We start from the raw sequence: 21,353 nt of genomic DNA, 5'->3' as shown, positions 1-21,353 counted from the left end.
ACTCCAGCGGTTGATTGGAGTCTTCGTCTTGCACGGAAATCAATAGCGGTTTTTAGAGCCGGTACTTAAATTGTTCGTCTTTTGTAAGAGTTTTTTTAGTTTTGTCCCATCCTCTTTCCATTTTTTAGACTACCCTGAAAATAGATAGGTATCTGTTATTTTGTTTATCTTTCGATAGGTATAGCATTTTCTGGGGCTTGGAATGGGTCTTGCTTATTGATATGGTCATAAAACATAACGCCGTTTAAATGATCAATTTCATGCTGGAATACAATTGCAACGAGTCCTTTTAAGCGGAGTTTAATATCTTCTCCTTGCACGGTTGTAGCTTTTACAGTTATTCTGGCATACCGAGGAACAAATCCTGGAACATCTCTTTCAACTGATAAGCAACCCTCTCCAGTAGTAAGATAACTTTTTTCCACAGAATGACTAACGATTTTAGGATTAAATAAAGCATAACTATGTTGCTTTCCAGTTTCGTCAGCAATGTGGACAGCAATCATTCTCTTTGGGACGTTAATTTGGGGTGCAGCTAAACCTACTCCAGGTCGAAGGTTATAAGCGTTAGCGATATCAGGGTTTTGGCTATTTTGAAGATATTGCATCATCAAATTTAAAGTTTCCACATCTTCTAAAGTTGGTGGAAGTGGTACTTCTTTTGCTACAATTCTTAATGTAGGATGTCCTTCTTTAATAATTTCATTTGTAGTTAACATCAATTGCATTCACTCCAATCTATTTCATACACTATATTTTTTTACCGATTTTGTGAGTAGAAAAATACCATTGCTCCAGCTATTTTACCAGAAAAGGCATAGGTAAGGGAAAAGAAAGAATTGTACTTATTTTTCGGACAAAGTAATAGGGTATAATAGAAGATATCGTATTTGTGTTTATCTTCTATATACACTCATTTAGATGTTGTCAAATTAGGCTATAAAATTTATAGTTAAAGAGGAAATAATGTTAGGGGGATTTAAATTGCGTTTATGGAAAAAATCATTTGTTTCAGTTGCATTTGCAAGTTCTCTTCTTTTATCTGGTTGTGTTAATGGCGAATCACCTGAACAGGAGATTTTTGAAACACTTGAAAAAGTTGTAGGTCTTGAAGAAAGTTTTGAAACACAACAAGAGCCATTATTAGAATTAGAGCAAAAAGAAAAAGAAGTGTACAATGAAATCATTAACCTTGGGATGAAAGAATTCGATCAAATTGTTAAGCTTTCAGAAGAAGGATTATCTTTGGTAGAGCAAAGAGAAGCTGCTATGCACACCGAAAAAGAGAGCATTGAAACAGCAAGAGAACAGTTTGAAGAAGTGAAAAATTCAATTGAATTATTAGAAGATGAAGAATTGAAAAAAGAAGCGCAAAGTTTATATCAATTAATGGAAAAGCGCTATGAGTCATACATGACCTTATTCAATGACTATATGGCAGCTACGGAGTTAGATAAAGAACTTTATGTCCTTTTCCAAACAGAAGATCTAACCTTAGAACAGCTACAACTTCAAATTAACAAAATTAATGAAACGTACGAAAAGATTCAGGAATCAAACCAATTGTTTAATGATTTTACTGAACAATACAATGAAGCGAAGTTTACCTTCTATAAAAATGCTGGTCTTGATGTAGAATACAAAAACTGAGTGTCTCATGCACCTCCTTTACTAAAGGGTGGTGTTTTTTTATTATCAGAACCCTTTGAAAAAGCAATATCTCTAGTTTATGAAAAAAGATCGTTGTTTTATAACAAGAACTTTAAAAATGTATTTTACTATAGTCAAAATAAAAGGAATGATTATGAAAGAGGAAGATAGGGAAAGGGGTAAATAGTAGGTATTTGTTATTATAAGATAATATGCGATGGTTCGACAAAATAATTTGTAATACAGATATTTCAATTGTGTTAGTACAGATTCATGATTGTTATTATTTTTGAATTGTAAATAGAAAAGAAATACAATAGAAGCAAAGAGATTGACGGGGGAATTAGGTGTGTTGTAAAATTGAACTTGTTGAAATGTTGTATTAATATATTATTTTATAAGATTAATACAGATAACTTAATAAGCTTCTTAACGATAGGTTATTTAGCGATAAAAAGAGAAAAAGTACATTTTTGCATGGGAAACAGAAAAATGTCTTTTAAAGTATATTTTTGGGTAACCTAAAGTTGTGTGTAAACTATGTATCAATGAGTTTCTCTTAATAGAAAGGAAGAGGTGACGTAAATGGCTGCAAAAACAAAAAAAGCTAAATTTGATCCAAAGCAGCAGTTAGCGAAAGTGGAAGAACAATTCCAAATGTTTCAAATCTTAAATGAGGAAGGCGAAGTAGTAAATGAAGCTGCTATGCCTGAATTAAGTGATGATCAATTAAAGGAATTAATGCGTCGTATGGTATATACTCGTGTTCTTGATCAACGTTCTATTAGTTTAAACCGTCAAGGACGATTAGGATTCTATGCGCCAACAGCTGGACAAGAAGCTTCTCAATTAGCTTCTCAATTTGCTTTAGAAAGCGAAGATTTTATCTTACCTGGCTACCGTGATGTACCACAAATGATCTGGCATGGTCTTCCATTATACCAAGCATTTCTTTTCTCTCGTGGACATTTCCACGGAAACCAAATGCCTGAGGGTGTTAACCTATTACCGCCACAGATTATTATTGGTGCGCAAATCATTCAAGCAGCTGGTGTTGCACTTGGTCTTAAGAAAAAAGGTAAAAAAGCAGTTGCTATTACATACACAGGAGACGGTGGAGCATCTCAAGGTGATTTCTACGAAGGAATTAACTTTGCAGGCGCATATAAGGCTCCAGCAATCTTTGTAGTACAAAACAACCGATTTGCAATTTCTACACCTGTAGAAAAACAATCTGCTGCAGGTACAATTGCTCAAAAGGCAGTGGCTGCTGGAATTCCTGGAGTTCAGGTTGACGGAATGGATGCATTAGCTGTTTATGCGGTAGTTCGCGAAGCTCGTGAGCGTGCAATTAATGGTGAAGGTCCGACACTAATTGAAACTCTTTGCTACCGTTATGGTCCACATACAATGGCTGGAGATGACCCAACTCGCTACCGTACTTCTGAGTTAGATGATGAGTGGGAAAAGAAAGACCCTTTAGTAAGATTCCGTAAATACCTTGAAAACAAAGGTGTTTGGAGCGAAGAAGAAGAAAACAAAGTAATCGAAGAAGCGAAAGAAGATATTAAAGTGGCAATCAAGAAAGCTGATGATCAGCCAAAACAAAAAGTAACGGATTTAATCTCTTTCATGTATGAGGAGTTACCTTACAACTTAAAAGAGCAAAATGAAATTTTCAAAGAAAAGGAGTCGAAGTAAGCCATGGCTCAAATGACAATGATTCAAGCAATCACTGATGCATTACGCACAGAATTGAAAAACGACGAAAACGTCTTGCTATTTGGTGAGGACGTTGGGCAAAACGGTGGGGTTTTCCGTGCGACAGAAGGCCTGCAAGCTGAATTCGGTGAAGATCGTGTTTTCGATACACCACTAGCGGAATCTGGAATCGGTGGTCTTGCTGTAGGTTTAGGTGTGACAGGCTTCCGTCCTATTATGGAAATCCAATTTTTTGGTTTCGTTTATGAAGTAATGGATTCTGTAAGTGGACAACTTGCCCGTATGCGTTACCGTACTGGTGGACGTTGGAGTTCTCCTGTTACTATTCGTTCTCCTTTTGGAGGCGGTGTTCATACTCCTGAACTTCATGCGGATAGCTTAGAAGGTTTAGTAGCTCAACAGCCTGGTCTTAAGGTTGTCATTCCGGCAACTCCTTATGACGCAAAAGGATTATTAATTTCTGCGATTCGTGACAACGATCCAGTTATTTTCTTAGAACATATGAAATTATACCGTTCATTCCGTCAAGAAGTACCAGAAGAAGAGTATACAATTGAACTTGGGAAAGCTGACATCAAGCGCGAAGGTTCAGATATTACTATGATCACTTATGGTGCAATGGTACATGAGTGCTTAAAAGCAGCAGATGAGTTAGAAAAAGACGGTGTAGCAGCAGAGGTTATTGACCTACGTACGATAAGCCCAATTGATATTGAAGCAATTATTACTTCTGTGGAAAAAACTGGTCGTGCTATTGTCGTTCAAGAAGCGCAAAAGCAAGCTGGAATCGGTGCGCAAATCGTTGCTGAAATCAATGACCGTGCTATTCTAAGTTTAGAAGCTCCTGTACTTCGAGTCGCTGCTCCAGACACAGTGTTCCCATTCTCTCAAGCAGAGAACGTATGGTTGCCTAATCATAAAGATGTCTTAGAAACAGCTAAGAAAGTTCTAAACTTTTAATATTTATTGAAATAATGAAAGTAGTCCATTCCATTAATGTATTGCACTTTGGAATGGGCTATCCCATTTACAACTATAAAGTGGACTATTCAGTTATTTATAGAACAACATGTAAAACAGATTTAAAACAGGAGGTTGAAGACTGTGGCATTCGAATTTAAATTGCCGGATATCGGTGAAGGTATTCACGAAGGTGAAATCGTTAAATGGTTTGTTAAGCCTGGTGAAGAGATTAATGAAGATGATATTTTAGCTGAAGTGCAAAATGACAAAGCGGTTGTTGAAATTCCATCTCCAGTAAAAGGGAAAGTATTGGAATTAAAGGTAGAAGAAGGAACGGTAGCAACTGTAGGTCAAACCATCATTACATTGGACGCTCCTGGTTATGAAGACCTTAAATTTAAAGGTGACGATCATAGCGATGATGCTAAAACAGAAGCACAAGTTCAAGCGACTGCAGAAGCTGGACAAGAAATTAAAAAAGAAGAAACACCTAAAGAAGAGCCAGTAGCTGCAACAGGTGCAGGCGCTCAAGAACAAGTGGAAGTAGACCCGAACAAACGTGTAATTGCAATGCCTTCCGTTCGTAAATACGCACGTGAAAAAGGTGTGGAGATTCGTAAAGTTGCCGGTTCTGGTGACAATGGACGTGTTCTAAAGGGTGATATTGATGCATTCTTAACAGGTGGAAGCACGCAAGTCGAAGAAACTCCAGCAGCAGAAGCTACTACTACTGCTACAGAAGAAACAAAAACAGAAGCAAAACAAGAGAAAAAGCAAGCTATTCCAGAGGGACTTTATCCAGAGACTCGTGAGAAGATGAGTGGAATGCGTCGTGCTATTGCTAAAGCAATGGTTAACTCGAAGCATACTGCACCACACGTAACATTAATGGATGAAATTGATGTAACAGATCTAGTTGCACACCGCAAGAAATTCAAAAATGTTGCAGCGGACAAAGGTATTAAGTTAACATTCTTACCGTACGTAGTAAAAGCTTTAACTTCTGCTTTACGTGAATTCCCTGTATTAAATACATCCTTAGATGATGCAACAGATGAAATCGTACAAAAGCACTATTACAATATCGGAATTGCAGCAGACACAGAAAAAGGTCTATTAGTACCTGTTGTGAAGGATGCAGACCGTAAATCTATTTTCTCTATCTCTAATGAAATCAATGAACTTGCTGGAAAAGCTCGTGATGGAAAATTGGCATCTGATGAAATGAAGGGTGCATCTTGCACAATTACTAATATCGGATCTGCTGGTGGGCAATGGTTTACTCCAGTTATTAATCATCCTGAGGTTGCGATTTTAGGTATTGGACGTATTGCTGAAAAACCTGTAGTGAAAGATGGGGAAATTGTAGTAGCTCCTGTTCTTGCTTTATCACTAAGCTTTGACCATCGTATGATTGATGGTGCTACTGCTCAAAATGCGCTAAACCACATTAAGCGTCTATTGAACGATCCACAATTATTATTAATGGAGGGTTAATAAATGGTAGTAGGAGATTTCGCAATTGATGTAGATACACTTGTCATCGGAGCGGGCCCTGGCGGATATGTAGCTTCTATCCGCGCGGCTCAACTAGGACAAAAAGTAACAATCGTAGAAAGAGGTACACTTGGAGGAGTATGCTTGAACGTAGGATGTATACCTTCTAAAGCTCTTATTTCTGCAGGACACCGCTATGAAACAGCTAGACACTCAGATGACATGGGAATTACAGCTGAAAACGTGACAGTTGATTTCACTAAAGTTCAAGCGTGGAAAGCTGGAGTTGTGAATAAATTAACTGGTGGTGTAGAAGGCCTCCTAAAAGGAAATAAAGTCGACATCGTTTCTGGAGAAGCATATTTCGTAGACGGAAACACAGTACGTATCATGGACGAAAACTCTGCGCAAACATACAAGTTCAAGAACTGTATCATTGCAACTGGATCTCGTCCAATAGAAATTCCAACTTTCAAGTACACAAAACGAGTTCTTGATTCTACTGGAGCATTAGCGCTTACTGAAATTCCTAAGAAATTAGTTGTAATAGGTGGCGGCTACATCGGTACGGAACTAGGCACTGCATATGCTAACTTTGGTACGGAAGTAGTAATTGTTGAAGCTGCTGATGAAATTCTTGCAGGTTTCGAAAAACAAATGAGTTCTATTGTTAAACGTAATCTGAAGAAAAAGGGTAACGTCGAAATCTTCACAAAAGCGATGGCTAAAGGTGTAGAAGAAACAGCAGACGGCGTAAAAGTAACAATCGAAGTTAAAGGTGAAGAACAAACAATCGACGCTGATTATGTATTAGTTACTGTAGGTCGTCGTCCAAACACTGATGAACTAGGACTTGAGCAAGTTGGAGTAGAAATGTCTGACCGTGGCGTTATCAAAATTGATAAGCAATGCCGCACAAGCGTTTCTAACATCTATGCAATTGGTGATATTGTAGAAGGACCTCCATTAGCACATAAAGCTTCTTATGAAGGTAAAATTGCTGCTGAAGCGATTGCTGGTCATCCATCTGAAATCGACTACCTTGGTATTCCAGCGGTAGTATTCTCAGAGCCAGAATTAGCATCTGTTGGTTACACAGAAGCACAAGCGAAAGAAGAAGGATTAGAAGTAGTTGCTTCTAAATTCCCATTTGCTGCAAACGGACGTGCTCTTGCGTTAAACGCTACAGATGGCTTCTTAAAGCTTGTAACTCGTAAGGAAGATGGACTAATCATTGGAGCTCAAATTGCTGGATCTAGCGCTTCTGATATGATCGCTGAATTAGGTTTAGCAATCGAAGCTGGCATGACGGCAGAGGATATTGCAATGACAATCCATGCGCATCCAACATTAGGTGAAATTACGATGGAAGCTGCAGAAGTTGCAATGGGAAGCCCAATTCACATTGTGAAATAAGTGATTAATATAGAGAAAGCCTCCGGAATTTATTCGGAGGCTTTTTTCTAGTAGTATACAGAAAAACTCTAAAGTTAATAGTAAGTTATAGGTAGGTTAGTTATATACAATTCCAACTCTTTTATCCCACTCCTAAAAAAACAGAAGTTCCATATTAATTTATGGATTCTTCTGTTTCACTTAGTGCTTGTTCAATTGAACCGATAATTTCTTCTTTTTGACGGGTACCATCTATATGAGTAACAACTTCATTATCACTTACAACAAGTAACGATGGAGTACTTTTAATATTAAACTGCTTGTATAATTTTTTTTCGTTTTGGAATGGAATAACTTTTAAGTTAGCAACTTCATTGGGAAAAGACCTTTTCAAGTCGATAATAGCGTCATAATACGTACTTTCATTTTGAATATTTGCTTCATCAGTAAAGAAGACGAGAGTTTTAGAATCGTTAGGAAATTGAAGGTGAGTAAATGGTTTATTTTCTTGACAAGAAGATAATATGAAAAAAGACAACGTAATAAAAATGACAGAGCCTCTAATCATGGCAATCCTCACTTTCTTTTTCAAAATTATGTATCATTTAATACTTGTAGAGAAATGACATGACCGTAAAGTCTTATTCAGTAACCATATCTTTTCCTACAATCTAACTATTCGGTGCTATTCTACCATGAAAAAACATCATATTTATGCTTGTCATCTAATTGTTACAAAATTGAAAAATAGAATGTTCCTTGCTTGCATATTTATATTAAGGAGGTTTCCATTTTTCAAAAAAAGGCTATAAACAATTATAGAAATATGTTGTAAGGAGCTGCTCATATGAAAAGCTATGTGGTGTTTTTAATACAAAATATCCTTTTTGGCACATACAGTATCATTGAATGGTTTTCTGTCCGAGATAAGATGCAAGCAAAGTTACTTTTATTAGGAATTTTTATCTATCTTAGTTATGTTTTAGCTATGGCAATCATTCATAAGAAAAAGCAAGCTGTAATTACAACTGCTATAAGCTTCATTTTCTATTTTAGTTTCCAAAGTCTTTTTTATTACTTATTTTTTTAATAGTGAGTCATTCTACCTACTATTCTTTAAGTGAATTCAAATGAACAAAATGTAAAAAAGTAAAAATATTGCCAGTACTATTGGCTATTAGTATGATTAGATGAGAACTATAAAGATGGAGGAAAGTAGATGAAAAAATGGATATTACCGATTCTTATATTACTCCTCCTGACTGCTTGTAATGCCTCGACTCAAAATAATGAGCAAGGACAAGCTAGTGAAGACTATCAGGGTAATATAGGAGATCAAGATCAAAATGAAGGCACTCATTTAGATGACGAAAATTCGGAAGAAGATATGAGTACTTCGGAAAACACTAATAAAGATGAAGATGCTGAATCAACGACAGGTAATAAGGAGAACCAAGAGGAACCTCAATACATATTAAATCTTGCTAATTCATCTTTTGAACCTATTGGTGATGCAAATCCAGATGTTGTCCTTCTCACAATCGATGATGCCCCAGATCGCTACGCTTTAGAAATGGCAACTACTTTAAAAGAATTAAATGTAAAAGCGATTTTCTTTGTGAATGGACATTTTCTTCAAACAAAAGAGGAACAAGCCTTATTAAAAGAGATTTATGAGATGGGTTTTCCAATTGGAAATCATACAATGAATCACAAAAATCTAAATCAGCAAACGGAAGAAGAGCAATATGCTGCTATTGTTGGTTTAAGCGACTTAATTGAAGAAATTATTGGGCAAAGACCGAAGTTTTTCCGAGCACCATTTGGTGAAAATACGGATTATTCCAATGATTTGGTTGCGAAAGAAGGAATGGTTCGCATGAATTGGACTTATGGGTATGATTGGGAAAAGGAATATACGTCAGCAAAAGCTCTTGCTGATATTATGGTAAACACCAATTTGCTGAAAAGTGGTGCAAATCTTCTTATGCATGATCGTGAATGGACCAATGAGGCTTTGAGGGAGATTGTGAAAGGCCTGCAGGAGAAGGGTTATGAAATGGTAGACCCTGATTTAATTGAAGTGCCATCAGGAACATAGACTAGTTATTTAGAGTAAGAGTTTGCTGGCTCCGACACCTGTTTGGGACAGTTAAAAATCAACAATAAGTTTTAAGGAAGTATAAACTCTTCTTGCATGCATTCAAGGAAATTTATACTTTATTTATATTTTATTAGAAATAGAGCTAAAGTAAAGTGGGGAGAGAAGATGATTGAAAGAGAGCGGCTAACACCAGTGCTTGCTGCGAAAAAACTGATAAGTAGTAATTTTCCACATTGTCAAGGTGCATTACTAGCTGGAAGTGTGGTACGAGGGGAAGCGACACAGACTTCTGATTTAGATATCGTAATCTTTGAAAAAGATAGGAAAGCTTCTTATCGGGAATCCCTTTTTGCTTACGACTGGCCAATGGAAATCTTTGTTCATGGTTTTTCCTCTTATAAGTACTTTTTTATGGAGGACTGTAGAAGAGGGCGCCCTTCCATGCCGCAAATGGTTGCAGAAGGAGTTGTCCTGAAAGATGAAGGAATGATGGGTGCATTAAGGGAAGAAGCGAGTGAATGTTTGAACAGAGGCCCGGAGCCTTGGTCGAAATTAATGATTGATACAAAAAGGTATTTCATTACAGATGCCCTAGACGATCTAATAGGGTGTCAAAAAAGAGAAGAAGCGCTCTTTATTGCTAACACATTAGCAGAGTTGGTAAGTGAATTTTATTTAAGAACGAATCGGCAGTGGACAGGTGCTTCGAAGTGGCTTGTACGGGCATTGAAACAGTTCGACCCTAATTTTACACTTGATTTTGTTAGTGCCTTTGATCTATTTTATCGCACTAATCAAATAGAAGGTGTCGCAAAATTAGTAGATAAAGTGTTAGAACCATATGGTGGAAGATTCTTTCACGGTTTTATATCAGGAGAGAAAAAAGCATGATTATAAAGGGAATTAATCACCTATTATTCTCAGTGTCTAATTTAGAGGTGTCCATTTCTTTTTATCAAGAGGTTTTTGCTGCAAAGCTCTTAGTGAAAGGACGTACGACAGCATACTTTGACCTCCAAGGTATTTGGTTAGCACTCAACGAAGAAAAAGATATACCTCGTAATGAAATCCATCAATCCTATACACATCTGGCATTTACAGTAGAGGAAAATGAATTGGAGCTAATAGAAGAAAGACTAAAAAAATTGCAAGTTCGTATCCTACCTAGTAGAGAAAGAGCAAAACAAGATAAAAGGTCAATTTACTTTACAGATCCAGATGGGCATAAATTCGAGTTTCATACAGGTAGTTTAAAGGACCGCTTAGACTACTATAAAAGAGAGAAGAAGCATATGACTTTTTATTAAATCGAAATGACCCGCTTTCATTACTAGCGGGTCATTCTAACAGATTGTCTAACGTTTATAGTAATACATAATACTTCCAGTGAATAACTTAAGCTCAGCCTCTAATTTCTTTGCAAGGAATTTACAAAACTCGTTTGCTTTCCCTTTATCACCGTGGGTGCTTTGGTCATGGAGGGTTACTTGTATGTATGATAGCGGTTCTTCTTCTGTTGATTGAGGCTGACTTCCTACTCCGATTAAAATCATCTTGTAACGATCCTCTGTCGCCTTTAAATAAAACCATTGACCTTTTCCTTCTGGGGTTTCTTTTACCTCGTAAGGAAAGGCTGTCTGGCTATATTCCCAGCCTAGTTGTTCACCAGTTTTTGCGGTGATTTCTTTATAATAGGTTAATAACTCTTTCACATCTTCAATTGTAAGGGTTTTCTTTTTTGATTTTGGAACTAGGTTTATAAAAGCGCTACTGGCCATTTGTTTCACTCCTAAATATGACAATACATCTTACCATTATTTTAGCATTAGCAGAAAGACCGTGACAACATTAAGTTAAAATTCTTGCAATTCAATCAATTGATGAGTTATAATAAAGTTCTGAATTAACAAAAAATAGAGAAGGAGGACCTTATGAACTTATTTGACAAGCTTTACGATAACAATGAGAATGTCCCTGTGCGATTTGTCGGATTTACAACCAAGGATATTAGGTATGATTTCGGAATCGTGTACACGAATTTGTTTTTTGGTAAACCTCTTGTCATCTGTATGCAAACCGGCCGTTCCACACTCCTCGATCCTAAAGATATTACCGACCTTAACCATCTTCAACACGTATTCCGAATTGATTCACAAGAACAAGCAGAAGATCTAGCGGAATTCTTTTCAGAAGCCATCCCTACGATGCCTTTTCAAGAACAGTACGAATAGTTTTAATGGCCATCGTCGTTTCAATAGACGATGGCTTTGTTATGCTTGATGAAGATACATGCTGAAAAATATCACAATATACATAAAATTTTTTAAATGTGTTATACAATTTAACCATTGACATAACACATTTAAGCGATTATGATATATTTAACAACAGAAAACGCTTTCAATAACTGTTAACATTTGATGATTTTCTAATAAGAATCTACTTCGGAAAAGGGGTTTTTGAGTATGGGTACAATCATTTGTCAAACTTGCAACAGCACTGTGGATCACTTCGAGGATGAAAAAGTAACGACTTATTATGCAAAATGTGCAGATTGTCAATGCTCTGAAAAAGTGGAAGATTTAGATTAATAGAGAATGATATATATGAATTAATATGAAAACAGCAGTGCTGCTTAACAAAGCGCCTGCTGTTTTTTTTATTATATAGGCTACCCTGAAATAGGGGTGCCATTAAAGACCCTATAATCTGAAAGAAACGAAATTGGTGCCCTCAAAGCGCCTGTCTGAGAGCATGGAATTGACAAGAACCAAAATCGATGCCCTCAGAGTGAGTGTTGGAGCCTACGAAATCCTAAATAAGGAAAACCAAAGACCTCACTAGGAGTCTCACACCTTGCACTACAATCTATAGGAGGGACGGTTATTGGATTGCCTTGTGTTCTTTTATTACTCGTAATGTTTTTAGTTCATAGTCTTCTGGTCCTTGGACTGGCAGACCGACTTCCAAGGTTTTGGTGATATAAGCAAGGTTATCTTCTGTTATGATTTCACCTGGTGTGAATATCGGTATACCAGGTGGGTAGACCATGATAAATTCTGCTATTATTCGACCTGCAGATTTTTCGAAAGGAACCACCTCGGTCTCAGAGTAAAAGGCATCTCTGGGTGCGATGGCTAAAACAGGAATGTCTGGTAAAAATACTTTAACTTGTTTACTTATATCTGCTGCTTGATCACGGTGTTCATTTGATAATTCCTGAAGTGCCTGAAGTAAAATACCTGTTTCCACTTCTGTATCCCCAGGTGTGATAATGCAAAGAATGTTATACAAGTCAGAAAGTTCAACTTCGATATTGTAGTTCTTTCGTAGCCAATTTTCCACTTCGTAACCTGTTATATTTAACTTTTTAACTGAAATAATTAATTTTGTTGGATCATAATCGAATGTTGCTTTTCTGCCTAGTATTTCAGAACCGACACAATATAAGTTCTCTATTTCATTAATTGCATCTCTAGTTTTGTTTGCAAGTTGAATCGTTTTTTCGATAAGCATATGACCTTCAGTAGCAAGACGCTTACGTGCCACATCTAAAGAAGCTAAAAGTAGATAAGATGTAGACGTGGTTGTAAGCATACTTAGAATACCTTGAATTCGATTTACATTTACTAGACCTTCACGTACATTTAAAATCGAGCTTTGTGTCATCGAGCCACCTAGCTTGTGAACACTTGTAGCAGCCATATCTGCTCCTGCTTGCATCGCGGATAAAGGGAGCTCTTCATGGAAGTGAATATGAACACCATGTGCTTCATCTACAAGGACAGGAACATTAAAGGAATGAGCAATTTCAACAATTTGACTTAAGTCAGCCGAAATTCCAAAGTAAGTTGGATTTATGACTAATACACCTTTTGCATCTGGATGCTGTTGTAAGGCTCTTTCTACGGAATCTGTCGTTATACCATGAGATATTCCGAGCTCTTTATCAACTTCTGGATGAATGAAGATAGGAACTGCACCAGAAAAGACAATGGCTGACATTACAGATTTGTGAACATTTCTTGGAACAATTATTTTTTCTCCAGGTCCACATACAGCCATTACCATCGTCATGATAGCGCCGCTAGTACCTTGTACAGAGAAAAACGTATGGTCTGCACCAAAAGCTTTGGCTGCTAGATCTTGCGCATCTTTAATCATACCTTTTGGCTGATGTAGATCGTCTAAGGGACCGATGTTAATTAAATCGATGGACAAAGCATTGTCTCCGATAAATTCACGAAACTCAGGATCAATTCCTGCGCCTTTTTTATGACCGGGTATATGAAATTGAACTGGATTTTTTTTGGCGTGGTTTAACAATCCAGTAAACAAGGGTGTTTCATTTTGAGAATATGACAACGTAAGTAAGCACCTCTTTATCTATATTTCTAAATCCTTTGTGATGTATGTATCTTCATCTTAACGTATCTTAAAACGCAGAACAAATTTTCACATAAAACAAGTGAATTATAGCATTTAAAGTTAAGCTTGCATAGATTTTTAACTTAGGTATTTTTAGATTAAGGAAGGATTTTTAGTGATGAAAAAAGAAAAATATAAATTATCGAAAGAAAGGGACAGAATAAAGGAGAATGAATGATATAATAAGTTATTATTTACTATCGTATATGAGGTGACCTTATGGACTTTTCCTATCCAATATCCCACGACTGGTCAACAGATGAAATTGTAGACGTAATTGCGTTCTACGAGGCTGTGGAACGTGTCTATGAAAAAGGGTTGGAACGAGATAAACTAATGAGCATTTACCGTCGCTTTAAAGAAATTGTACCTGGTAAAGCCCAGGAACGAAATTTAGCGAACGAGTATGAAGAGTTAAGTGGTTTTTCAATTTATCGAACCATCAAGAAGGCAAAAGAATTGCAAACCGGAGACATGGTGAAAATGTAAGTGAAATAGAACGACCTAAAAAGATCAGTGCTGGATTTGGCACTGATCTTTTTATTTATACAGTTGTTTGTTTTGTTAAGTTATACAAAGGTCTTAATGTTTGAAATGCTTCTTCGATTCTTGCAATTGTTTCATCCCCCGATAACTTAATTGCTTCTTCTTGAGGAATTTGGATGCCACATAATATTTCTGCTTTTTTGACATTCATTAAACGCTCGAACAGTTCTTTATGTTCTTCTTCTGATAGGGTGCTTTGAGGAATGACTTCTGGTTTTGTATGATCCTTTGACCAAACATAATAAGAAGGTATATCTTTCCGAATTTTTTTTATTTCTCCAAGTAAAGTCTCACCAAACGCTTCTTTTATTTGTGCTTCGTAAATGACCGCGAACCAAACAAATACATGTGTTTCCCATAATCCGATTTGGAAATGAGGTAGCATTTTATAGCCGCGATTATTGCTTGCAAAAGCAACCCAAGAATCCTTAGGGGCGTTTTTGGTTCTTCTAGCATGCTTTGCGACGTGATAATGCATTTCATCCCCCGTCATTGCAGATAAAGATGGTGTAAAATGCTCACCAAGCTGTTCGAATTTAGGCTGAATTATTTCTTTCAAAGCATCCATTCGTTCTTCTAAACCATTGATTGTAAATACATTAAAATCAGCTTGTTGAAAGCCGTTGAATCGATTAGTTGTCATTTTTATCACTCCAGGTCTGATTATCCCATTTGCCTAATTTTCAATAAATGCAATGTAGAAAGCTTTATCTATAATCGGTATTTTAGCATAGCCCTATCCTTATTCCAAAGGATTTAGACCGGAAGAATTGTACTTATTTCTTTTTAGGTAATTGCACATTTTAGTTACCTTCTTTTAATCCTTTCATATGATATAGCAACCATAAAAAAAGTGAGAGAAAATTGAAACCAGTATTTTATGTAAAAAAGGGAGGGGAAATTAATGAAACAAGTAGCGACACCTTGGAAAAAGAAGAAGGAAGAAAACCAAAGAGCCGTGTTAAAACTTGAGATTGATTATGAATTAGTATCATTATTTGATGCACTGGCAGAGAATGATGTGGAGATGATTAAGAAAAGTAAATCAAAATTAGAACAGTTACGGAAAGAATTCATGAATTTAGAGGTTTAGTAGCATTTGCTGCCTAGCGAACCTGTAAGAGGTTCGTTTTTCTCTGTGCCGGATTACTTGATTTTACCAACCCATTTAAGTAAGCTAAGAAGAATACAATAAAGAATACATAAAGCTAAAATGGCTATCCCAATTCCGACAAGCAGTTAGATAATTTTAATTGCTGTAGAAAGGTAGGAATCCGAATGAAATGGTCGGAAATCGATGCAAATGCAAAAAAGTGGACAAGAGAAGCAGGTGAACGAATTCGAACTTCTTTCAGTGAAGAGCTATTAATACATACAAAAACATCACCAGATGATCTCGTAACGAACATCGATCGTGAAACGGAACAGTTTTTTATTGAGAAGATTAGAGAAGCTTATCCAGATCATCAAATTCTGGGAGAGGAAGGCTTTGGAGATAAGCTAGATAAATTAGATGGAACGGTATGGATTATTGATCCTATCGATGGGACAACGAACTTTATCCATCAACAACGTAATTTTGCCATATCTGTCGCGGTTTACGAAGATGGTATTGGGAAAGTTGGGTTGATATATGATGTTGTACATGATGAGTTGTATCATGCAAAAATCGGTGAAGGTGCTTATTTAAATGACTTAAAGCTACCGAAATTGGAAGAAGTTGCAGTGGAACAAGCAATTATTGCCCTAAATGCAACTTGGATTACAGAAAACAAAAGAATTGATCCTAACATTTTAGCCCCACTTGTAAAAAAAGTGAGGGGAACAAGGTCCTATGGTTCCGCAGCTCTTGAAATGGCCTATGTGGCAACCGGGCGAATTGATGCATACCTTACATTACGACTATCACCTTGGGACTTTGCAGCTGGTTTAATTATTGTAAATGAGGTGGCAGGAAAAGTAACAACTCTTCATGGTGAGGAATTGAATCTAATTGGACAAAACAGTGTTTTTGTTTGTAAACCTGGTCTGCATGAGGAAATTAGTAAAGATTACTTAGCTAAATTTCAGAAAAATCCCTAAATGATTTGGGAAATTTAAAAAACCGCAGAATGATTAAATAATCATTTCTGCGGTTTTATGTTTATTATTCATAATCCATAAACAGTTTCTATTGCCTCATGCTACGTTTTTTTCTAAATCCAAAACCCATTACAATAAATAATAAAATAAATGCAGATACTATTCCTATAGTACTTCTTTCTGCAATTGCAATGCCAATCAGTGCCAAGGAAGAGGCTGCTAATACAGCGAAGAGTACAAAGATCCATTGAATGTTTTTCATGTTTTCCACTCCTTATTGTAGCGTATTTAACGCTTATCACATATTTTACAGAAGTCTCTTCGTCTTTTCTACTATGTTTGTGGTATAATACTAAAGTTATTAAGTTGTTAATTTAGGGAGATGAAATAGTGAACATCCGCAATGATATTAGAAACATCGCAATTATAGCTCACGTTGACCATGGTAAAACAACGTTAGTAGACAAATTGCTACACCAAGCTGGTACGTTTAGAACGAACGAGCATGTAGCAGAACGTGCCATGGATTCAAACGATCTAGAAAGAGAACGTGGGATTACCATACTGGCAAAAAATACGGCAATTAACTATAAAGATACACGCATTAACATCATGGACACACCAGGACATGCCGACTTTGGTGGAGAAGTGGAACGTATCATGAAAATGGTTGACGGTGTACTTTTAATAGTTGATGCTTATGAAGGCTGTATGCCTCAAACACGCTTTGTATTAAAGAAAGCGTTAGAGCAAAACTTAACACCAATCGTGGTTGTAAATAAAATTGACCGTGATTTTGCTCGTCCAACTGAAGTAGTTGACGAAGTAATCGATTTATTTATCGAACTTGATGCTACAGAAGAACAATTAGAGTTCCCAGTGGTATATGCTTCTGCTATCAATGGTACAGCTAGCACAAACCCAGAAAAGCAAGACGAAAACATGGAAGCTATCTATGAATCGATTATCGCAAACATACCTGCTCCAATCGATAATAGTGCAGAACCACTTCAATTCCAGGTTGCTTTATTAGACTACAACGATTACGTAGGAAGAATTGGGGTAGGACGTATCTTCCGTGGTACGATGAAGGTTGGGCAACAAGTTGCATTGATGAAGCTTGACGGTTCTGTGAAACAATTCCGTGTATCGAAATTGTTTGGTTTTATCGGACTTAAACGTGTAGAAATTGAAGAAGCAAAAGCTGGAGACTTAGTAGCAGTTTCTGGAATGGAAGATATCAACGTAGGGGAAACAGTTTGCCCGGTTGATAACCAAGATGCATTACCAGTGCTTCGTATTGATGAGCCGACTTTACAAATGACTTTCCTTGTAAATAACAGTCCATTTGCAGGAAAAGAAGGAAAGTTTGTAACTTCTCGTAAAATTGAAGAGCGCTTAGAGGCTCAATTGGAAACTGACGTAAGCTTACGTGTTGATCCAACTGATTCTCCGGATGCATGGGTTGTTTCAGGTCGTGGAGAGCTTCATTTATCTATCCTGATTGAAAACATGCGCCGTGAAGGTTTCGAACTTCAAGTGTCAAAACCTGAAGTAATCATCAAGAACGTTGATGGTAAGAAATCAGAGCCAGTTGAACGTGTTCAAATTGATGTTCCAGAAGATTACACTGGTGCTATTATGGAATCCATTGGTGAACGTAAAGGTGAAATGGTAGACATGATCAACAATGGTAATGGTCAAGTTCGTCTAATCTTTATGGTTCCTTCTCGTGGATTAATTGGTTACACAACAGAATTTCTTTCTTTAACTCGTGGATACGGAATCATTAACCATACGTTCGATAGCTACCAACCGATGGCTGCTGGCCAAGTAGGTGGACGTCGCCAAGGTGTCCTTGTTTCTATGGAAGCAGGAAAAGCATCTACTTATGGAATTATGGGTATTGAAGATCGCGGAGTTATCTTCGTTGAACCTGGTACAGAAGTGTATGAGGGGATGATCGTTGGAGAACATAACCGTGAGAACGACCTAGTTGTTAACGTATGTAAAATGAAGCAAGCGACAAACGTTCGTTCTGCTACAAAAGATCAAACAGTAAGCATGAAGAAACCTCGTCTTATGACATTAGAAGAGTCATTAGAATACTTAAACGATGATGAGTATTGTGAAATCACACCTCAATCTATCCGTTTACGTAAGAAGATTCTAGATAAGAACGAGCGTGAAAGAGCAGCTAAGAAAAAGAAATACGCAGAAGCTTAATTTGCAAATAAATAGGGAAGTGATGATTGTGTTAACATAATCATCGCTACCCTTTTTCTAAATGGCTATGTTAAGCCTATTGTGGGTATTTTGACTAACTTTCGTGGAAATCAAAATCAACAGTGGCGTTTAACAAATACTTCTAAATAAAGGAAAAAGGTGAGTAGGCAATGGAAGAGAATATACCTGAAAGACTGTCGTTTTTTGCAAGTCTCTACCGTGTTGATGAAAACCCTGATCTAGGTATGTGGATGCTTTATTTAACTATTTTTGCATTGTCTATTTTAGTATACAAATTAGGCTTTGCTTTAAAGCTTCCAATCTTGAAATCTGCTGTTATCTACCTTTTCTTAGCATTAGGTGGAACAGTTCTTGCCTTTTTAGGGATTTTCCTTCCTGTAGCGGAAGGGTTAGTTGTTGCGGCATTAATTTTAATTATTTATAAAATTCGCTTACGTCGTTTTAAGGAAGAAGAAGGTTCGCAATCCTAAAAGGAGGACAAAGTGATGAGGTCCTTACAAGATACACTATACAATTGGTTGACAATTAAAGTAGTAGCTGAAGCTAGATCGGATGATAAATCTGCACAAGATACATTACAGTTGTTTTCATCGATATTAATAGATGACCACAAGCTGACTGATGTAGAAGTTACTAAAGAAGAACCCATGTACTATGTGTCCTACATAAAAGATGGAGAAGCGCATAAAGTAAGATTTCCAATTGAATTAATAGACGTAATGATTGAACAAATAAATAATGAACCTGAGAAATATCAAAACTATGAATAAGATAAACAAAGAGGATAACCTATAGAGTAGTGCGATGCACATTCTAGTAGAGTTATCCTCTTTGTTTAATTTTTGGAAGCCAATAAAAAACCGGTAGTAAGCATGCAAAGATTAAATGGCCAATTGTCCAAAGACTGAAGCTATATATGTCAGTAACTGCAGGTGTTTCTTTTATAGCGAGCTCAGTTAGCGGGAAATATAAAAATACAGTTGGCAAAGTTAAGCACAGCGCTAAAACAAACTGTTTAGCTTTACTGTGTATACTATACTTATTAATCATCCAAGCAAAAACAATTCCAATAATTAAAGAGATGAACAAATGGAAGGTAAATTCAACTGCTTCTGAGAAATGTTGTTTTCCTAAATAGGGAATAAAATCGATGTTTAATAATAAAATGTAAATCTTTTTTGAGGAAACAGCTTCCAAACCCCTTATGAAAAATCCCATTATAAAGCCGCTAGCTAAACCTGAAAGAGTTCCTCTTAGTATCATTTTTACCACTCATCTTGATTTTGTTTTTGCTCATAAAGACGAAAATTCCCAGTTGCGATTCTTTCATGCGTTCTTTTTTCAATTCTTGCGTTGCAATCATCACACATATACGTGTGAATGGGTCTATTGCGAAGTCGCTTTGCTATTAATGATTCATCATTAATGCTCTCGATTTTATCGCAAATTACACACTTTACTCTCATGGGTCACCTCATTAAATCAATCTTTAGGTATAGTATAGCATAAAGGCTTATAAACAGAATATAAAAGAGAAAAGCGTTGTGGTATGATAGTAGAAAATAATTGGAAAAGGGGGAGAAAGTAATGCCCAATCTAGTGGAATCGGTTCTTGTGGAACCGCTGCTTGTTGCATTACAAGAAGAACGTTTAGTCTCCATAAGTACTGTTGATTTTGAAACAGGTGCTCCCAATGTAAGTGCTATTTCTTGGGTTTATGCCCCGGATGAAACCAAAATATTGCTTGCAGTAACCAATAAGTCTCGAATTGTACAGAACATTGAAGAGAATAGAAATGTCGTAGTTACTCTTTATGCAAACGAGTCTGTTTATGCAATTCATACAACTGCAAGTGTCTTAGAAAGAGAACTAGAAGAGCTTCCTTTAAAATTAGCTGTAATCGTCTTGCAAATAAGAGAGGTACGAGATGTCATGTTTTATGGTGCTAAGATAAGTATCGAGCCGCATTTTGAAAAGACATATGATAAAGAAGCAGCGAAAAAATTGGATAAGCAAGTGATGGATACCTTAAAGACTAAAATAAGTTAACTAATAAAAGTGCCAGGAAAACTGTGTTTAACTCAGAGTTTTCCTGGCACTTTTTTTAATCTTGTCTTACTTTCTTGTTACGCTCTTCATCTTTATGGTAATTCGATTGTTTTTGTTGTTGTTTTTCTAAAGATTTCTCTTCACCTTTTGGTAATTGAGAATTATTTAGCTCAGTCGGATTCGGAGCGGTAGGTTCTTTTAAATCAATCGGAATCTCAGGAATTACACGTCCGACAATTTCCGCAAGTTCTTCCATTATACCTGTTATTGGTCTACCTCTTTGGATATCTCTTCCCATCTCTTGCAATCGAACATAAGTATCCGCGTCTGCAATAACTAAAGCTGTTGCTCCATAAGGATCGTTTTTTAAGCTTTCTGCAACGGAATATTTGATTGTGCTTACTCTTGCACGATCTAGGTCAGAGTTAACATCAATTCCTACTACAGCGTATGGTCCCAATACTACTGCAGTAGCATCGTTGACATTAGGTATTCTTGTTGCTAATTCAACTAAGTGGGCTGATATTTCTTGTCCTGTCTTTCTGTCCACATGCACATCAGCGGAGTCTTTTACATGAATGACTTGTGATTTGTTATCCTCCCGAGCGAGATTTCGGGGTTGATTGGTACAGCCTGAAATGACAAATACTAATATGAAAAACATAAATAG

The 21,353-nt window shown here is 36.7% G+C and carries 27 protein-coding genes; 18 read left to right on the top strand and 9 right to left on the bottom strand.

The window, feature by feature from the left end; translation table 11 throughout:
• Nucleotides 1-164: 164 nt before the first annotated feature.
• Nucleotides 165-719 (bottom strand): peptide deformylase, encoded by a 555-nt coding sequence (gene def, locus BK580_RS14655; RefSeq protein ID WP_078381060.1) that lies wholly within the window; start codon nt 717-719, stop codon nt 165-167.
• A gap of 265 nt (nt 720-984) precedes the next feature.
• Here def and BK580_RS14650 point away from each other — a divergent pair, with 265 nt between their 5' ends.
• The 5 genes from BK580_RS14650 to lpdA all read left to right on the top strand — a co-directional run bounded on the left by BK580_RS14650 (nt 985) and on the right by lpdA (nt 7,248).
• Complete coding sequence (locus BK580_RS14650) at nt 985-1,650, top strand: YkyA family protein (RefSeq protein ID WP_078381059.1); 666 nt, start codon at nt 985-987, stop codon at nt 1,648-1,650.
• Between the two features lie 585 nt (nt 1,651-2,235).
• Nucleotides 2,236-3,351, top strand: a complete 1,116-nt coding sequence (pdhA, locus tag BK580_RS14645; protein WP_078381058.1) for a pyruvate dehydrogenase (acetyl-transferring) E1 component subunit alpha — start codon at nt 2,236-2,238, stop codon at nt 3,349-3,351.
• A 3-nt stretch (nt 3,352-3,354) separates the two neighbouring features.
• Entirely contained in the window at nt 3,355-4,332 is a 978-nt protein-coding gene (locus BK580_RS14640; protein WP_078381057.1) for an alpha-ketoacid dehydrogenase subunit beta, read from the top strand.
• Nucleotides 4,333-4,476: 144 nt separating this feature from the next.
• Nucleotides 4,477-5,832, top strand: a complete 1,356-nt coding sequence (locus BK580_RS14635; RefSeq protein ID WP_078381056.1) for a dihydrolipoamide acetyltransferase family protein — start codon at nt 4,477-4,479, stop codon at nt 5,830-5,832.
• A gap of 3 nt (nt 5,833-5,835) precedes the next feature.
• Complete coding sequence (gene lpdA / locus BK580_RS14630; protein ID WP_078381055.1) at nt 5,836-7,248, top strand: dihydrolipoyl dehydrogenase; 1,413 nt, start codon at nt 5,836-5,838, stop codon at nt 7,246-7,248.
• Nucleotides 7,249-7,402: 154 nt separating this feature from the next.
• On the opposite strand, the gene BK580_RS14625 is transcribed toward lpdA, so the two are convergent.
• On the bottom strand, nt 7,403-7,819 hold the full coding sequence (locus BK580_RS14625) for a YbbN family protein (RefSeq protein ID WP_139364906.1): 417 nt from the start codon (nt 7,817-7,819) through the stop codon (nt 7,403-7,405).
• A 255-nt stretch (nt 7,820-8,074) separates the two neighbouring features.
• Here BK580_RS14625 and BK580_RS14620 point away from each other — a divergent pair, with 255 nt between their 5' ends.
• From BK580_RS14620 to fosB, 4 genes are all read left to right on the top strand, one after another.
• Nucleotides 8,075-8,317, top strand: a complete 243-nt coding sequence (locus BK580_RS14620; RefSeq protein ID WP_078381053.1) for a hypothetical protein — start codon at nt 8,075-8,077, stop codon at nt 8,315-8,317.
• A 129-nt stretch (nt 8,318-8,446) separates the two neighbouring features.
• On the top strand, nt 8,447-9,328 hold the full coding sequence (locus BK580_RS14615) for a polysaccharide deacetylase family protein (protein WP_078381052.1): 882 nt from the start codon (nt 8,447-8,449) through the stop codon (nt 9,326-9,328).
• A 168-nt stretch (nt 9,329-9,496) separates the two neighbouring features.
• On the top strand, nt 9,497-10,222 hold the full coding sequence (locus BK580_RS14610; protein ID WP_078381051.1) for a nucleotidyltransferase domain-containing protein: 726 nt from the start codon (nt 9,497-9,499) through the stop codon (nt 10,220-10,222).
• Nucleotides 10,222-10,638, top strand: a complete 417-nt coding sequence (gene fosB, locus BK580_RS14605) for a metallothiol transferase FosB (RefSeq protein WP_408055262.1) — start codon at nt 10,222-10,224, stop codon at nt 10,636-10,638. The genes BK580_RS14610 and fosB overlap by 1 nt, the downstream gene beginning before the upstream one ends.
• 48 nt (nt 10,639-10,686) lie before the next feature.
• Here the strand turns inward: fosB and BK580_RS14600 are convergent, their stop codons facing one another.
• On the bottom strand, nt 10,687-11,109 hold the full coding sequence (locus tag BK580_RS14600) for a DUF1885 family protein (protein WP_078381049.1): 423 nt from the start codon (nt 11,107-11,109) through the stop codon (nt 10,687-10,689).
• A 153-nt stretch (nt 11,110-11,262) separates the two neighbouring features.
• Between BK580_RS14600 and BK580_RS14595 the strand changes: the two genes are divergently transcribed.
• Together BK580_RS14595 and BK580_RS14590 are read left to right on the top strand one after the other, a co-directional pair.
• A complete protein-coding gene (locus BK580_RS14595; RefSeq protein WP_078381048.1) occupies nt 11,263-11,562 on the top strand; it encodes a DUF3055 domain-containing protein in 300 nt (99 codons plus the stop codon).
• 234 nt (nt 11,563-11,796) lie between these two features.
• Nucleotides 11,797-11,922, top strand: a complete 126-nt coding sequence (locus BK580_RS14590) for a GapA-binding peptide SR1P (RefSeq protein WP_078381047.1) — start codon at nt 11,797-11,799, stop codon at nt 11,920-11,922.
• A 292-nt stretch (nt 11,923-12,214) separates the two neighbouring features.
• Here the strand turns inward: BK580_RS14590 and BK580_RS14585 are convergent, their stop codons facing one another.
• A complete protein-coding gene (locus BK580_RS14585) occupies nt 12,215-13,696 on the bottom strand; it encodes an aminotransferase class I/II-fold pyridoxal phosphate-dependent enzyme (protein WP_078381046.1) in 1,482 nt (493 codons plus the stop codon).
• Nucleotides 13,697-13,978: 282 nt separating this feature from the next.
• Here BK580_RS14585 and BK580_RS14580 point away from each other — a divergent pair, with 282 nt between their 5' ends.
• Nucleotides 13,979-14,248 carry a UPF0223 family protein gene (locus BK580_RS14580; protein WP_078381045.1) on the top strand — a complete coding sequence of 90 codons (270 nt, stop codon included), beginning with the start codon at nt 13,979-13,981 and terminating at the stop codon, nt 14,246-14,248.
• Between the two features lie 55 nt (nt 14,249-14,303).
• On the opposite strand, the gene BK580_RS14575 is transcribed toward BK580_RS14580, so the two are convergent.
• Nucleotides 14,304-14,948, bottom strand: coding sequence for a YktB family protein (locus tag BK580_RS14575; protein WP_078381044.1), 645 nt, complete (start codon nt 14,946-14,948; stop codon nt 14,304-14,306).
• Between the two features lie 261 nt (nt 14,949-15,209).
• Here BK580_RS14575 and BK580_RS14570 point away from each other — a divergent pair, with 261 nt between their 5' ends.
• Both BK580_RS14570 and BK580_RS14565 read left to right on the top strand, forming a co-directional pair.
• Nucleotides 15,210-15,398, top strand: coding sequence for a hypothetical protein (locus BK580_RS14570; RefSeq protein WP_078381043.1), 189 nt, complete (start codon nt 15,210-15,212; stop codon nt 15,396-15,398).
• A 185-nt stretch (nt 15,399-15,583) separates the two neighbouring features.
• Nucleotides 15,584-16,387 carry an inositol monophosphatase family protein gene (locus BK580_RS14565; RefSeq protein ID WP_078381042.1) on the top strand — a complete coding sequence of 268 codons (804 nt, stop codon included), beginning with the start codon at nt 15,584-15,586 and terminating at the stop codon, nt 16,385-16,387.
• A gap of 88 nt (nt 16,388-16,475) precedes the next feature.
• On the opposite strand, the gene BK580_RS23640 is transcribed toward BK580_RS14565, so the two are convergent.
• Nucleotides 16,476-16,649, bottom strand: a complete 174-nt coding sequence (locus tag BK580_RS23640) for a YlaF family protein (protein ID WP_169865017.1) — start codon at nt 16,647-16,649, stop codon at nt 16,476-16,478.
• Between the two features lie 128 nt (nt 16,650-16,777).
• Here BK580_RS23640 and typA point away from each other — a divergent pair, with 128 nt between their 5' ends.
• The 3 genes from typA to BK580_RS14550 all read left to right on the top strand — a co-directional run bounded on the left by typA (nt 16,778) and on the right by BK580_RS14550 (nt 19,404).
• Nucleotides 16,778-18,613, top strand: a complete 1,836-nt coding sequence (gene typA, locus BK580_RS14560) for a translational GTPase TypA (protein ID WP_078381041.1) — start codon at nt 16,778-16,780, stop codon at nt 18,611-18,613.
• 170 nt (nt 18,614-18,783) lie between these two features.
• Entirely contained in the window at nt 18,784-19,104 is a 321-nt protein-coding gene (locus tag BK580_RS14555; protein WP_078381040.1) for a YlaH-like family protein, read from the top strand.
• Nucleotides 19,105-19,119: 15 nt separating this feature from the next.
• Nucleotides 19,120-19,404 (top strand): hypothetical protein, encoded by a 285-nt coding sequence (locus BK580_RS14550; RefSeq protein ID WP_078381039.1) that lies wholly within the window; start codon nt 19,120-19,122, stop codon nt 19,402-19,404.
• 52 nt (nt 19,405-19,456) lie between these two features.
• On the opposite strand, the gene BK580_RS14545 is transcribed toward BK580_RS14550, so the two are convergent.
• Nucleotides 19,457-19,897 carry a hypothetical protein gene (locus tag BK580_RS14545; RefSeq protein ID WP_078381038.1) on the bottom strand — a complete coding sequence of 147 codons (441 nt, stop codon included), beginning with the start codon at nt 19,895-19,897 and terminating at the stop codon, nt 19,457-19,459.
• Between the two features lie 2 nt (nt 19,898-19,899).
• On the bottom strand, nt 19,900-20,100 hold the full coding sequence (locus BK580_RS14540) for a YlaI family protein (protein ID WP_078381037.1): 201 nt from the start codon (nt 20,098-20,100) through the stop codon (nt 19,900-19,902).
• Nucleotides 20,101-20,221: 121 nt separating this feature from the next.
• Here BK580_RS14540 and BK580_RS14535 point away from each other — a divergent pair, with 121 nt between their 5' ends.
• A complete protein-coding gene (locus tag BK580_RS14535; RefSeq protein WP_078381036.1) occupies nt 20,222-20,683 on the top strand; it encodes a pyridoxamine 5'-phosphate oxidase family protein in 462 nt (153 codons plus the stop codon).
• A 55-nt stretch (nt 20,684-20,738) separates the two neighbouring features.
• On the opposite strand, the gene BK580_RS14530 is transcribed toward BK580_RS14535, so the two are convergent.
• Complete coding sequence (locus BK580_RS14530; RefSeq protein ID WP_078382782.1) at nt 20,739-21,347, bottom strand: YhcN/YlaJ family sporulation lipoprotein; 609 nt, start codon at nt 21,345-21,347, stop codon at nt 20,739-20,741.
• Nucleotides 21,348-21,353: the final 6 nt, after the last annotated feature.

The organism is Sutcliffiella halmapala (genome assembly GCF_002019665.1).
Lineage (GTDB): Bacteria > Bacillota > Bacilli > Bacillales > Bacillaceae_I > Sutcliffiella_A > Sutcliffiella_A halmapala.
This window is presented reverse-complemented; position numbering and strand designations above follow the sequence as displayed.

What these genes read in the sequence shown, in the direction of transcription:
- BK580_RS14555 (WP_078381040.1), top strand. Translation starts at nt 18,784, where the DNA reads ATGGAAGAGAATATACCTGAAAGACTGTCGTTTTTTGCAAGTCTCTAC.
- BK580_RS14565 (WP_078381042.1), top strand. Translation starts at nt 15,584, where the DNA reads ATGAAATGGTCGGAAATCGATGCAAATGCAAAAAAGTGGACAAGAGAA.
- BK580_RS14595 (WP_078381048.1), top strand. Translation starts at nt 11,263, where the DNA reads ATGAACTTATTTGACAAGCTTTACGATAACAATGAGAATGTCCCTGTG.
- BK580_RS14545 (WP_078381038.1), bottom strand. Translation starts at nt 19,897, where the DNA reads ATGATACTAAGAGGAACTCTTTCAGGTTTAGCTAGCGGCTTTATAATG.
- BK580_RS14610 (WP_078381051.1), top strand. Translation starts at nt 9,497, where the DNA reads ATGATTGAAAGAGAGCGGCTAACACCAGTGCTTGCTGCGAAAAAACTG.
- lpdA (WP_078381055.1), top strand. Translation starts at nt 5,836, where the DNA reads ATGGTAGTAGGAGATTTCGCAATTGATGTAGATACACTTGTCATCGGA.
- BK580_RS23640 (WP_169865017.1), bottom strand. Translation starts at nt 16,649, where the DNA reads ATGAAAAACATTCAATGGATCTTTGTACTCTTCGCTGTATTAGCAGCC.
- BK580_RS14590 (WP_078381047.1), top strand. Translation starts at nt 11,797, where the DNA reads ATGGGTACAATCATTTGTCAAACTTGCAACAGCACTGTGGATCACTTC.
- BK580_RS14620 (WP_078381053.1), top strand. Translation starts at nt 8,075, where the DNA reads ATGAAAAGCTATGTGGTGTTTTTAATACAAAATATCCTTTTTGGCACA.
- BK580_RS14580 (WP_078381045.1), top strand. Translation starts at nt 13,979, where the DNA reads ATGGACTTTTCCTATCCAATATCCCACGACTGGTCAACAGATGAAATT.
- BK580_RS14640 (WP_078381057.1), top strand. Translation starts at nt 3,355, where the DNA reads ATGGCTCAAATGACAATGATTCAAGCAATCACTGATGCATTACGCACA.
- BK580_RS14550 (WP_078381039.1), top strand. Translation starts at nt 19,120, where the DNA reads ATGAGGTCCTTACAAGATACACTATACAATTGGTTGACAATTAAAGTA.
- BK580_RS14540 (WP_078381037.1), bottom strand. Translation starts at nt 20,100, where the DNA reads ATGAGAGTAAAGTGTGTAATTTGCGATAAAATCGAGAGCATTAATGAT.
- BK580_RS14575 (WP_078381044.1), bottom strand. Translation starts at nt 14,948, where the DNA reads ATGACAACTAATCGATTCAACGGCTTTCAACAAGCTGATTTTAATGTA.
- pdhA (WP_078381058.1), top strand. Translation starts at nt 2,236, where the DNA reads ATGGCTGCAAAAACAAAAAAAGCTAAATTTGATCCAAAGCAGCAGTTA.
- BK580_RS14530 (WP_078382782.1), bottom strand. Translation starts at nt 21,347, where the DNA reads ATGTTTTTCATATTAGTATTTGTCATTTCAGGCTGTACCAATCAACCC.
- BK580_RS14570 (WP_078381043.1), top strand. Translation starts at nt 15,210, where the DNA reads ATGAAACAAGTAGCGACACCTTGGAAAAAGAAGAAGGAAGAAAACCAA.
- BK580_RS14600 (WP_078381049.1), bottom strand. Translation starts at nt 11,109, where the DNA reads ATGGCCAGTAGCGCTTTTATAAACCTAGTTCCAAAATCAAAAAAGAAA.
- BK580_RS14615 (WP_078381052.1), top strand. Translation starts at nt 8,447, where the DNA reads ATGAAAAAATGGATATTACCGATTCTTATATTACTCCTCCTGACTGCT.
- BK580_RS14535 (WP_078381036.1), top strand. Translation starts at nt 20,222, where the DNA reads ATGCCCAATCTAGTGGAATCGGTTCTTGTGGAACCGCTGCTTGTTGCA.
- def (WP_078381060.1), bottom strand. Translation starts at nt 719, where the DNA reads ATGTTAACTACAAATGAAATTATTAAAGAAGGACATCCTACATTAAGA.